The organism is Metabacillus dongyingensis (assembly GCF_019933155.2).
Taxonomy (GTDB): Bacteria; Bacillota; Bacilli; order Bacillales; family Bacillaceae; genus Bacillus_P; species Bacillus_P dongyingensis.
The window spans coordinates 731,576-744,737 of the sequence record NZ_CP082944.1; the positions used below are offsets into that span (position 1 = coordinate 731,576).

Here is a 13,162-nt window from a genome sequence, read left to right on the forward strand (position 1 = left end):
TAATAATTAAAAAAATGTCCGTCTGGAATATATCAGACGGACGTTTTATTAGTTTTAGCACTGCTCTCATTTTTTAATAAGAAATCCATAATGAAACATACTTCATCATTCGGAATGGCAATTTGATAAGCTTCTTCGATTTTATTGAGCGCTTTTCTGATTTTTAAATAGAGAAGATAATGTTCATTGATTTTCGCATCTTTATCAGGATATTTGACAAACGGCTGATTTTTCCGGAGCCTGTCCAGCATGCAGCTGATATGAAGAACAATGCCCATCAGACTTTCATGATTTAAATATGTATTTGTCTGCAGCTGGAGATCATTTAAAACGTTCCGCACAATTGTAATGACTTCGCCTGCATCGTCAATTGTGAGAGTCTGCTGCAGGGCATCAGCCATTTTAATATACGTTTCTTCATGAGTAATCAGCTCTTGAATTGTCTTGATCTCTTTCATGTTCAGGATATCCTGAACATGAATGGTTCTGTATGGCAAGGCAATCTCAAAGTTGCAGACAACACAGAGAATGCTGCGCTCCTTTGATATATTAGTCAGCATTTTTTGCATTTCTTTTCGGTTGAAAATACTGATCGGCAAAATTTCAATGATTTCTGAATTAAAATGCAGATAATTTTCAAGGATATTTTTAAGGGCAATCGCACTGCCTTCCCCGGTTAAGCAGGCGGTCAGGATCACTGATTTCAGCGTCTTGCTGTTTGATTGCTTCTCTTTTTGAGTCTGCATATAAAACGGTGTTAAATTTTTAACATCCTCGTAAAGCTCATCCAAGTGATAGCCAAGGCTTGCTTTTCGTGATGCTTCGATGACATGGGCGGTGCTGACCATAGGTATGACTTTAACGGGAATAGAAAACTCCGTTTCAATCATTTCGCCGATGAAGGCAAGAGACCCCATATCGATTAACAGGAGCAGTCCGGTGCAATGGTTCAGAGGCTGCATTTCTCTTTTAACACGCTGCAAAAATTCCTCAGGCGATTCATGGAGCGGCATATCAATGCCGGTGACGTCTTCATTTCCAAGCAGATGGTTGGTTACAGCTGCCATCTCTCTTGCAATTCCATTTCCATGTGCCAAAACGAAGACTGCGGTTTGAAAGCTTGGCGTTTCATCAGAATCGACGACGAAAAACATTGTAAGAAACGCAACTTCATCAAATGGTATCGTGATCGAAAACGTATCCTCTACGAGCCTCATACTTTCTATGGCCACATTGAACTGATCCCGGTACTGCTCGCGTATCGCCGTTAAATTGGGATGGTAGATTGATTTGTGGGATTCAAGACGCTGCATCAAGGTTTGCAGATGAAGGGACAAGCCTACAAATACCTTCTCATCAAATGTGCGATTTAATCTTTTTTCAGCTAAATGAATGATTTTTTCACTGACTTTTACAATCTCGGCTGACAGAATTTTTTGGAGGTTATCTTTGCTCATCTGCTGAATCGTTTGTTTTAAATATTGTTTGAAAAGAGACTGAATGTTATGGTCCATCAGCATCGCAAGCTCTGATTGATCAATATCCCGATTTTTCAGTTCCTCATATTTCATATCAATATGCTCATAGATAGAATGGTCAAACGAAGGCTGACTCTGTACCGAATAAGACTCGGTAGGGCTGAATGTGTACTGTTCATTCATTTGAATAAGCGTGTGCTTCGTTTTCTTTTCAATAAACAAACCTTCTTTGATATACCAGTTCAGGTCTGAAGACCGGATATGAATACTTTGTTTTTTATCGGTGACATAGTCGGCATAGGCTTTAGCGCATGTCAGCTGAATATCTGCTTTCAGCTGGCCAATGTTGCTTGAGCAGGGATAAAAGAGCAATGCCCTGATGGTATTCGTTGAGACTGAGATTTCTTTCCCCAGGCGGATGCTTTCATCTGTGAAGAAGCGTTTTATTAACAGGAGCCGTTCTTCAGAGGAGCGTTCCCTAAGCGGGGGCAGGGTGATAAACATCGGCATTCTCCGCTTGAATGTCCCGAGCAGGGAAGAAACAGGATCTTCCGTTGTAGCAGCCAGAATGAGAACCTGTGCCGTCCGTTCATTCTCTGATTCTCCCAGTCTGCGGTACATGCCACCGTCAATAAATGTAAACAGCATCTCCTGTCCTTCTGGTGTAAGACGATGCACTTCATCTAAAAACAAAATGCCGCCGTCTGCTTTTTCAATCAGCCCTTTTTGCTCAACAGCACCTGTATAGGCCCCTTTTTTTACACCGAACAGCTGACCAAGCAAAAGCTGAGGGTTATTTGCGTAGTCTGCACAATTAAAGACAACAAAAGGAGCCGTTTCATGCAGCCGGCCTGCTTCAAGCGCAAATTGATGCATGATGGATGCAAACATGGATTTTCCGACGCCTGTTTCACCGAAAATGAGCGTATGCATGCCATGTGGAGGATATAGAATAGCAGATTTAGCCTGATCAATGGCTGTCCGTAAACTGCGGTTTTCCTTTTGGAAAGAGTCTAATAAACTGACTTCGGATTTATCTGCTGCCGGATCACGATCGGCATTTAAAAAGAAAACGACAGGCCTTGATGAAGACTTTGAAAGCAGTTCTTCTTTCACGAGTTTATTCAGATCGCTGCTTACATTTGCACGGTCAAGCTGAAGCAATTCTGAAATTTCAGCTGCAGAATAGGAGACTCTGCTCTGCTTTTTAAATAAGCTGTAAATCAAATCCTTTCTTTTCATAAAATACAACAGCCTCCTTGCACAAACTAGTATAAAGCGCTTACAATAAATGGCGGAAATCTCCTGTTTTCAGGGGATAATCTACTATAAAAATAGCATAGAGTCTATAAAATGAACATCATTTTCAGGGTGTAAAATAGATCCATTGGAACAGGCCCGTTCCTAAATTGGACGGGCCTGGCTAAAAGATTTAAAGCGGGAATTTAAGCGTAATGACTGTACCTTTGCCAAGCTCGCTCCAGACGGCGATCTCCCCATTATGAGCAAGAATCAGCTGCTTTGCAATGGCAAGTCCGAGTCCGGTCCCTTTTGTTGATTCTTCTGTATTTGTGCCTCTGAAATAACGATCAAACAGATTATCCTTTGTTGCCTCATCCATCCCATTTCCAGAGTCTTTAATCAGGATAGAGAAGTACTCTTCTTCTTTTTTTAGAGAAATCCCAACCTCTGTTGAAGATGGATTATGCTTGAATGCATTAGCAACAAGGTTTTCAATAATGCGTTGAAACCATCTTTTATCAATAGGATAATAGATTGCATCTTCCGAAGGGTGAAAATCTATTTCCCGTTCTTGATAAAGCGGGTCATTTAAAAAATGCACGATGGATCTTCTGATTGTTTCATTCATTTCCTCTGATTCAATATGAAGCGGAAGAGCATTATTTTTCAGCCGATAGGTCAGATTGAAGTCTTCAATCAAAGATGTCATATAGCTTGCTTTATCTTTCATAATTCCTGCGAAATCCTGAACCTCTTCCTTTGTCCAGTCATATTGATCAGACTCCAGCATGTATGCATAGCCGTACAGAGAGCTTAAGGGAGTCTTCAAATCATGAGACAGACCTGTAATCCACCCTTCTCTTCTTTTATCCATCATGGCCCTGTCTTTATCCTTTTGAATTAAATTAGAGGTAAGGACATTGAGAGAGTAGATAATGTCGTGATAGATTCTAAAAGAGTTTTTTAACTTTCCGTTTTGTCTCGAGCTTGCCCGGACGCCTTTTTTTGAAAGAGGTTCCTCATATCTTCCAGTGGCGAGATTTTCAAGCCATAGAATCGTATGAAGCAGCGGCTTTCCAAGCTTATTTGAATACCAGATAGAGATAATGAAAAATAAGATTCCAGTGAAAAGAACAAAAACGATTATCCATTTGAATAAAGAGATCATGAGACTGTTGTCAAACTGATCGTCGGGGAAGTACTCTTTATTTGGCGAACCAATGACATATTTATAGCCGGTTGCCGGATCGGCATAAGTGGAAATAGACGTTTTATGATTCCACGGTTCTTTTTTATAAGACATGATCTCGAAGTATTTTGGCAGATTTTTATTCTGTTTATTATGAAAGTAAATTAAAGAGTACTCAGAATCATAGACCGCAAGCCAGGCTTTTTGTTTTGAAAAATTGGCCTGCATTTCTTTAGAAAGCACTGGCTTCTCATTAAATGAAAGGCCGTTATCTATAAGGTCAGTCATCAGATCGGTATTAGCGGAATGCTTTCCGTAGAGGACAATATAGGAATCTTCTTCCTGGTGAAGCATCCAATACGTCTGGTCATAGTGAAAGGCTTTTTCCACATCTGCAAAAAAGTGAGGCAGTGAATATTTCTTCGGTATGGAAGAAGGAGTCAAGTATGAAAAGACAACGCTCCCTTCCTCATCAATTACCTGCAGCCAGCCATTTTGTTTTTTAATCGCATCTCTGGCAGACTTGTCAAGTGAGATGTCATCATCTGAAAACTGAAAGATATCTCCTATGTACAGCGGGTCAATGCGTTTCACTTCTTTTTCAAGCATGTTATTGAAATCCTGTGTCATCAAGATCGCGAGTGATGCACCCGTGATGGTTAAAAAGAAAATAAACCAGACAATCATATGAAAAATAAAAAAACGAGTGAGCTTTCTTTTTAAGTTCATGGTTTGACCCTGTCATCCACAAATTTGTAGCCAAGGCCTCTGATTGTTTTGATGTAGCGCGGCTGACTTGGATTTTCTTCAATTTTCTCTCGGAGCTTTCTGATGTGGACCATTACCGTATTATCATCGACCATGTAATGCTCATTCCAGACGTTTTCATAAAGCTGATGTTTGGTAAAAACACGATTTGGATGTTTGCAGAAGAAAATCAGCAGCTGAAAAAGCTGCGCGGAGCAGTCAACTGTCTGATTCGCTACGGTCAGTTCTGCTGAAGAAACATTTATGCTAAAGCGCTGATACTCATACTTCTCCTCTGCCGCAGTCTTTTGACTGGATTGAGGCATGGTGCGTTTTAAAAGGGCTTTAGCGCGTGCAGCCACTTCAAGAGGATTAAAAGGCTTAGTAATATAGTCATCAGCGCCATATGCAAAGCCTGATAATTTGTCGAGATCACTGCTTTTTGCGCTTAAAAAGATAATTGGCGCATCTGTTTTTTGTTTAATAAGCGGGCAAAGCTCAAATCCGCTTAAATCAGGCAGCATGATATCAAGCACGATTAAGTCATATTTTCTATTCTCAATTGCCTTAAGAGCGCTTGCTCCCGTTAAGGCTTCATCTATATGTGAAAAGCCTTCTTTTTGCATAACAGTTCGGACGAGCTTAATAATGGCTTCTTCATCGTCCACTAATAGTATTTTGCATGTATGAATCAAGGAAATCTTCCCCTTTCTGTCCTTCATTACCTTAATTCAAATCAGTGCATATGTTAAGAGTTTCCTGCATGTTTTCATTTCTTTTTTTGTGTCATATGGCAAACAGGCCGCTAAAAAACAAAGCACCAAACAACAAGTGGTGCTCCTCTTGCGAATGATCATCCAAAATCTCTTGAAATCATCAATACACACATGCACCTTTTGCGATGAACCTGAAAATGATTCATTTAGTAAACTCTTATGCTTGCACTCTCACAAGTCTATCAGCTGAAGCTTTACACATAGTTATCAAAACCTTAAAAGCAGCTTAATTGTTAAAAACAGGAAATGTATATTCAGGGGTGATTTTATCGTTATTTAATGATTGTAACAGGGGTCTATATCTTTTTTATGGAGCGGCCAGAATGGCAGTAGAATTATCAGGGATACCTATAAAACATATCTAGATTACTTTCCTTATATTGGATGACTATTTTTCCATGTCTTACTTGCTGAAAGTTCCCATTCACAAATGACCGGCATATTCTCTCTCTTTAAAAATATAATTTTATCAATGATTTTTTATAAAGGGGGGAAATTTTAATGTATAGCTATTATCGTGCAAATCAGGCTGAAATAGATCAAATTGCAAAAGCACTTGCTGGAGAATATAATGCGATTCAGTGTTATGAACATATGGCAAATTTGGCGAAGAATGAAGAAGAAAAAAAGCAAATCATGGAGATTAGAAATGATGAAATAAACCACTACCAGACATTCGCTGCTATTTATCAGAGTCTGTCCGGGATGCAATACAGTCCTAAACAAACGGAAAAATGCCCTGGGGATTATATTGGAGCGCTGACAGCGGCTTTTAAAGACGAGCAGGAGACTGTGGATTTTTATCTTGATATTGCAGAAAATGCAAGTAGCCCTTATATTCGAAAACAATTTAAAAGAGCATCAGCAGATGAACAGAATCATGCCGTGTGGTTCCTGTATTACTTTATGCAGAACAAGTGAGGCATAAATTTCATCGCTGATGCCAGCCGTTACTTCAATTGATAATCGACCTTGCTGTACAGCTTCGTTCCGTTATGAAGACCAAGCTTTTTTTCCTGATTTTCATCAAGACCGTTAATGCTGATGACAATTTCGTCTCCTCGAAGGGAAATCGTTCCTTCAACCGGCTTTTCAAGTGCAGGATCCTCTATTGTAAAAGGGCCATCGCCATTTCCGCGAATGGTCGTTTTTGTTTTGTTCTCACGCAGAATCTTGTTATCCTTCGATTTCAGTCCAAGTGTCAGCTCTGCAACCTGCCCATCCTCTGGAAAATTGACGATGGCAAAATTGCCTTCCTCTTTCACTTTTACCCGGTCTACCCAAGTTCCGTTATATATACCCTGCATACTGTAATCTTCATTCTTAAGCTGCGGACGGTTGCATCCTGCGAGAATGACTGCAGCAACAGCAACGAACAAAAGACTTATTTTGAGTTTCTTCATAGCAGATCCCTTCCTGTTCCAAATCTCTCTCTTATTATCGCCTAAAAAGGGGGAAAGAAGCAAAGGATAGGGAACTTCCGGCCAGATATGATTAAGCATTATGCAGAGCGACAGACTCGGTACCAGGGAGCCCAACTCGCAAAAATTGCTTGCCAATTAGCGAAAAAGAAACTCCAACTTGCAAGAATCCCGGTTCAACTTGCAGAAAGGAGCATTCAATTCGCAAGGCACAAATTCAATGAAAAAACCACTTAATAATGCCCATTTCTAGCTGCGGTTGGCCAGTTGAAAAAAGATTCAGCATAAAAATAAAGAGTTTCAGCTGTGTAGAGCATCAGGGCATGGTACCAGGGAGCCCACCTCGCAAAAATCGCTGGCCAATTAGCAAAAATGCAACTCCATTTCCCAGGAATCCCGGCTCAACTTGCAGAAAGGAGCATTCAATTCGCAAGGCACAAATTCAATGAAAAAACCACTTAATAATGCCCATTTCTAGCTGCGGTTGGCCAGTTAAAAAAAGATTCAGCATAAAAATAAAGAGTTTCAGCTGTGTAGAGCATCAGGGCATGGTACCAGGGAGCCCACCTCGCAAAAATCGCTGGCCAATTAGCAAAAATGCAACTCCATTTCCCAGGAATCCCGGCTCAACTTGCAGAAAGGTGCATTCAATTCGCAAGGCACAAATTCCAATGAAAAAACCTCATAATAATGCCCATTTCTAGCTGCGGTTGGCCAGTTAAAAAAAGATTCATCATAAAAGTAAATAGTTTCAGCTGTGTATAGAGCATCAGACACGGTATGGGGGAGCCCAACTCGCAAAAATCGCTGGCCAATTAGCGAAAAAGCAGCTCCAACTCGCAAGCATCCAGGTTCAACTCGCATAAACGGGCATTCAATTCGCAAGGTTCAAATTCCAATGAAAAAACCTCATAATAATGCCCATTTCTAGCTGCCGTTGGCCAGCTAAAAAAAGATTCAGCATAAAAATAAAGAGTTTCAGCTGTGTATAGAGCATCAGACACGGTACAGGGGAGCCCAACTCGCAAAAATCGCTTGCCAATTAGCGAAAAAGCAGCTCCAACTCGCAAGAATCCCGGTTCAACTCGCATAAACGGGCATTCAATTCTCAAACAAAATTCAAGTTAGAAATTTCAGCTGAACAGATAAGCAGAGATATCAGTTATCTAAAATAAGTCCGTTTAAAGTAAAAAAAAAGGGGTATACATATAGCTTACGACAAGAAAATCGCAGAAGACGAGAGGATTCCATAAATGAAATTAAAAAAGAATATCGCACTTATAGCAGCAATTAGTTTAGCAGCAATCGTTTTTATCATTCAGACTATAAAGCCAGAGATTTCAAATGGAGCCAGTGATGGAAAGCACGAAGGAACGCCGACTGTCTTTGTGCATGGCTATAGAGGCACGCTGAATTCGTTCGAAGGCATGATGGAAAGATTTCAGTCGGATTATGAATGGGGAGAAAAAACTCTAATTTGCACCTCTGATAAGAGAGTCGCGGAGTGTAAGGCCCTGACAGACGAAAAAGTGAAAAACCCCCTTATCCATGTTTACTTTGAAGACAACGATTCGAATTTTGAGAAGACAAGCATAGAACTCGGAAATATTCTTAAGCTTTTAAAGGGAAAATACGGACACGATAAGGTCAATATCGTTGCGCATTCTATGGGAGGTCTTGTTTCCGTCAATTACATTCAGGAAACAAGACAGGAAAAAGAGTTTCCTAAAGTAGAAAAGCTCGTTACAATCGGAACTCCTTTTAAAGGCATTAAGAGAGAAGTATTTGAAAAAAGATATAAGGAGAAAAAGCATGATTTAATCGCAGATTCACAGGCGATTCAGGAATTATATTCAGAAAAGGATAACTTTGATCCAAATACACAAGTATACTCAATTGCAGGTAAAATCGGTAAAAAAGAAGACGGCGACGGTCTTGTCTCAGTCCACAGTGCAACTTCCTTAAAAAATGTAGTCGCTTCAGATCATTACCGCGAACAAATCATTGTATCGAAGAAAGCAACACATAATGGATTGCATGAGAATAAAGAAGTCGATGAAGAAGTCGGCAGATTTTTGTGGAAGTAGAAGAATTGAGAGTCCAGTGCGGGCTCTTTTTTGTGGATCAAATGGAAATTGCTTAAGTATAAAAAATTAAATATTTTCCATATTGTAAATGCTTTCATATGGTGGTACTATAAATTTACGAAAACGTTTACGTAAAAGCAGGGAGAAGGTGGGAAATGAATTATACCATCAAAGATGTAGCAAAAAAAGCGAATGTTTCGATTGCAACTGTTTCAAGAATTCTTAATAATCAGAAGGGTTACTCTGAAAAAACGAAACGGAAGGTACTTGAAGCGATTGAAGAATTGGACTACCATCCAAACGCCATTGCAAGAGGACTTATCAATAAGAAAACGTCAACGATTGGTGTATTATTTCCGGCACTTTCAAGTATGTTCGTAACGGAACTGTTAGCCGGAATAGAAAAAGCAGCTCATCAGCTTGGATCAAGCGTGATTGTCTGCCATACAGAGTCCAACGGTTCAAAAACAATGAAATACCTGCAATTGCTCAATGAAAAGCGTGTTGACGGAATTATTTTCACAAGTGAAATCCTAAAAGAGGAATACTATGAATTTATTCAGAAAATGAGTATTCCCTTAGTTCTTTTATCGACGGAATCACGTATTTATTCAGTGCCATACGTCAAAGTGGATGACAGGCATGCGGCGTATTCTGCGGCTCAGTACTTAATTAAAAAAGGCCACAAGCGCATCGGCATGATCAGCGGAAATCAAAATGATCTTATAGCAGGAAAACCAAGAATTGATGGGTTTAAGGATGCGTTACTAGATTATGGCTTTCCTGTTCATGACAGTCAGATTGTCTGCAGTGAAGGATTTACCTTTGCAGACGGCAGAGAAGGATTAAAGAAAATGAGACAGCTGGCGCCTGAAGTGACAGCAATCTTTGCGGCAAGCGATGAAATTGCTTTTGGAGCGATTTCAGAGGCTTATCAGCAGGGCATAAGAATACCCGAGGAATTATCGATTATCGGCTACGATAACTTGAGTATTGCCGAAATGTCGATACCCCCGTTAACTTCACTCGCTCAGCCCTTATATGAAATGGGTGAGAAGGCAGCAAAAATGATATTTGACATGATCAATGGCGATCAGCTCGTAGAAAGCCGGATTATGCCGCATTCCATTAAGGAAAGAAGCAGTGTAGTAAAAAAAGAGGAATAGCTTCTTCTTTTTTGTAAATGACGTAAACGTTTACGCAGAATGAGCGGCAATTTTTTTTTTGCAGAAAAGAGTAAACGTTTACTTATTATGAACTGGGAGGCGAAATGATGATCAAGAAAATTACTGCACTTTCGGCAGGCATGGTGCTTGGCGCTGCCATATTGGCGGGATGCTCTTCAGGGGAAGAAGCGGACGGGAAGGTCACGCTGAATCTTTTCTCCAACAAATCTGAAAATATCAATACATATAAAGGTCTGATAGAAGAGTTTGAAGCAGAAAATCCAAATATCAGGATCAAATTTGATTCTCCTCCGGAAGCAGAAACCGTGCTGCGGACAAAGCTTATTAAGAATGATATTCCTGACGTTATGCTGATTGCAGGTAATGCTACATACGGTGAATTGGGAAGAGCAGGAGTGCTTGAGGATTTTGCTGATACAGAACTTATCGATTCCATCCAGCCTTCCTATCTCGACATGATTGACCGCTTAGTAGGCCCTGAAAAAGATGGGGTCTACGGACTGCCATATGCGACAAACGCAAACACGGTTATCTATAACAAACAGAAGTTTGAAGAGCTTGGCCTTGAAGTTCCGAAAACGTGGGATGAATTTATCGCCATATTGGAAAAAGCTAAAGCTGCTGGTGAAATACCAATCTATTTGACTCTTAAAGATGCATGGACTGGAATGATTTCCTTGAACTCTCTTGGAGGAAATCTGGCAGGCGAAGAATTTGCAGAAAAGAAAAGCTCTGGAAAGACGTCATTTGTAAAGAGCTACGATGAAGTCGCAGACAAGATGCTGACCCTTACAGAATACGGACACAAAGACAACTTTGGAATTGCCTACGGCGATGGCAACAATGCGTTCGCAGCAGGCGAGGGTGTCATGTATATTCAGGGGAACTGGGCGATTCCTGAGATTTTAAAAGCAAATCCTGAAGCAGAGCTTGGCGTTTTTCCGATGCCTGTAACCAACGACCCAGAGCAAAACAAACTTGTTTCAGGTGTTGATGTTCTGCTGACAATCAGCAAAGACAGTGAGCACAAAAAAGAAGCCGAAAAATTCCTCAAATTTATGCTGAAGAAAGAAACAGCAAAACGGTACATTGATGAGCAAAAGGCTTTCTCTGCAATAGAGGGAGTTTATCAGGAGGATCCGGTTTTCGAAGGAATAAAAGAAAACTTTGAAAAAGGAAAAATCACCAGTTTCCAAGATCACTATTATCCAGCAGGAATGGGAGCAGAAAACATCCTTCAGGAATTTCTGATCGAGAAAAAGAAAAGCGCTTTTTTGAAGAAAATGGATAGAGAGTGGGAGAAGGTAGAGGATCGCTAATAATTTTTAGAAGGGAGATAAATCAATGAATAATAAAAACAAAGTATTTCTCATCATGACTGTTCCTGCCGTTCTCCTGTTCTTTATTTTTCATACGTATCCTGCCCTTCAGGGGATATTCTACAGTTTTACGGACTGGAGAGGATACGGGGAGTGGAACTTTGTCGGTCTGAAAAACTATCTGAATGTATTTAAAGATGAAAGAGCTCTCAATGCGTACGGCTTCACCTTTAAGTTTGCCATTATTTCAACGATTCTTGTGAATTTTTTCAGCTTGCTTGTGGCAATGGGGCTTAATGCAAAGATTAAGTTTCAAAAAACACTTCGGGCTGTCTATTTCATGCCTTATATCCTAAGTATTCTGATCGTTGGTTTTATCTTCAACTTCATTTTCACTCATTATCTGCCTGATATTGCAGGCGGCCTTGGAATTGAGGCATTATCTAAAAATATTCTCGGTGATCCGAACCTTGCCTGGGTTGGTATCGTTATCGTAGCTGTTTGGCAGGCAATCGCGTTCAATACAATCCTGTACCTTGCAGGTCTTGTAACCATTACGGAGGATTTATATGAAGCCGCAAGCATTGACGGTGCTGGAATTTGGACAAAGTTCTGGAAAATCACCTTTCCGCTGATTGCACCATTTTTTACTATTAATATGATTTTATCCATGAAAGGTTTTCTGATGGTTTTTGACCAGATCGTTGCCCTTACAGGCGGAGGACCCGGTCAATCAACAGAATCGATTTCGCTTCTGATCTATAGAGGCGGCTTCCAGGGCGGAGAATTTGCCTATCAGTCTGCAAATGCGGTCATTTACTTTATTGTTATTGTTATCTTTTCTATCTTTCAGCTTAAGATTCTTGAAAAAAGAGAGGTGGGCAACTGATGATCAGCAAAAAGACAAACTGGCCTGTCACCATTCTCTTAATTTTAGGGGCAATTTTCATTATCCTGCCGCTGTACTTAACCATTACCATTGCATTTAAAACACCGCAGGAGCTTGCGGGAAACCTGCTTGCTCTGCCGCAGTCATGGTCTTTTGACAACTTTGCGAAAGCGATAGAAATGACGAATTTCTTCAATGCATTAAAAAACAGCGTATTCGTCACTGTATTAGTCGTCATTTTTACTGTCCTGACGAATTCAATGGTCGCTTACGCGATTGCACGCAACATGCATAAAAAGTTTTATAAATTCACGTTTTACTATTTTGTCAGTGCGATGTTCATCCCTTTCCCGATCATTATGCTTCCGATTGTAAGACAAACAGCATTGTGGGGCATGGATAATCTGGTGGGATTAGTCATTTTGTACATTGTCTACAATCTATCTTTCAATATCTTTATCTATGTAGGGTATATAAGATCCATTCCGAAAGAATTGGAAGAAGCTGCAATAGTAGACGGCGCAACAACATGGGGAGTATTCTGGAAGGTTATTTTCCCGCTGCTTGCACCAATGAATGCAACTGTGGCCATCCTTACATGTCTTGGGGCGTGGAATGATTTTCTCCTGCCGCTCGTCGTTCTGAGCGACAGCGACATGGCAACATTGCCGCTTGTGCAGTATATTTTCCAATCACAGTTCAGCACAGACTATAACCTGGCATTTGCCTCTTATCTGCTTGCACTGATTCCGATGATTATTGTCTATGTTTTTGCACAAAAATGGATCATCAGCGGAGTAATGAAAGGATCAATTAAATAATTAGGC

The 13,162-nt window shown here is 40.3% G+C and carries 10 protein-coding genes; 6 read left to right on the top strand and 4 right to left on the bottom strand.

From position 1 onward, the window contains the following. Window positions 1-32: 32 nt before the first annotated feature. From K8L98_RS03800 to K8L98_RS03810, 3 genes are all read right to left on the bottom strand, one after another. The gene (locus K8L98_RS03800; protein ID WP_223439830.1) at window positions 33-2,720 is read right to left on the bottom strand and encodes a sigma-54-dependent transcriptional regulator; all 2,688 of its coding nucleotides are present in this window, start codon (window positions 2,718-2,720) and stop codon (window positions 33-35) included. 190 nt (window positions 2,721-2,910) lie between these two features. After that, window positions 2,911-4,638 carry a sensor histidine kinase gene (locus K8L98_RS03805; protein ID WP_223439832.1) on the bottom strand — a complete coding sequence of 576 codons (1,728 nt, stop codon included), beginning with the start codon at window positions 4,636-4,638 and terminating at the stop codon, window positions 2,911-2,913. Beyond that, window positions 4,635-5,348 carry a response regulator transcription factor gene (locus tag K8L98_RS03810; protein ID WP_223443135.1) on the bottom strand — a complete coding sequence of 238 codons (714 nt, stop codon included), beginning with the start codon at window positions 5,346-5,348 and terminating at the stop codon, window positions 4,635-4,637. The genes K8L98_RS03805 and K8L98_RS03810 overlap by 4 nt, the downstream gene beginning before the upstream one ends. A 585-nt stretch (window positions 5,349-5,933) precedes the next feature. Between K8L98_RS03810 and K8L98_RS03815 the strand changes: the two genes are divergently transcribed. Further along, a complete protein-coding gene (locus K8L98_RS03815; protein WP_223439834.1) occupies window positions 5,934-6,353 on the top strand; it encodes a ferritin-like domain-containing protein in 420 nt (139 codons plus the stop codon). Window positions 6,354-6,382: 29 nt separating this feature from the next. Here K8L98_RS03815 and K8L98_RS03820 read toward each other — a convergent pair whose 3' ends face one another. After that, a complete protein-coding gene (locus K8L98_RS03820) occupies window positions 6,383-6,835 on the bottom strand; it encodes a lipoprotein (protein ID WP_223439836.1) in 453 nt (150 codons plus the stop codon). A gap of 1,271 nt (window positions 6,836-8,106) precedes the next feature. Between K8L98_RS03820 and K8L98_RS03825 the strand changes: the two genes are divergently transcribed. The 5 genes from K8L98_RS03825 (at window position 8,107) to K8L98_RS03845 (ending at window position 13,156) form a co-directional block, all read left to right on the top strand. After that, window positions 8,107-8,940: an alpha/beta hydrolase gene (locus K8L98_RS03825; protein WP_223439838.1), complete on the top strand. Its 834-nt coding sequence runs from the start codon at window positions 8,107-8,109 to the stop codon at window positions 8,938-8,940. A gap of 113 nt (window positions 8,941-9,053) precedes the next feature. Next, window positions 9,054-10,106: a LacI family DNA-binding transcriptional regulator gene (locus K8L98_RS03830; protein ID WP_223443137.1), complete on the top strand. Its 1,053-nt coding sequence runs from the start codon at window positions 9,054-9,056 to the stop codon at window positions 10,104-10,106. A gap of 107 nt (window positions 10,107-10,213) precedes the next feature. Continuing rightward, entirely contained in the window at window positions 10,214-11,446 is a 1,233-nt protein-coding gene (locus K8L98_RS03835) for an ABC transporter substrate-binding protein (RefSeq protein ID WP_223439840.1), read from the top strand. 25 nt (window positions 11,447-11,471) lie between these two features. Beyond that, entirely contained in the window at window positions 11,472-12,335 is an 864-nt protein-coding gene (locus tag K8L98_RS03840) for a carbohydrate ABC transporter permease (protein ID WP_223439842.1), read from the top strand. After that, window positions 12,335-13,156 carry a carbohydrate ABC transporter permease gene (locus K8L98_RS03845; RefSeq protein WP_223439844.1) on the top strand — a complete coding sequence of 274 codons (822 nt, stop codon included), beginning with the start codon at window positions 12,335-12,337 and terminating at the stop codon, window positions 13,154-13,156. The genes K8L98_RS03840 and K8L98_RS03845 overlap by 1 nt, the downstream gene beginning before the upstream one ends. Window positions 13,157-13,162: the final 6 nt, after the last annotated feature.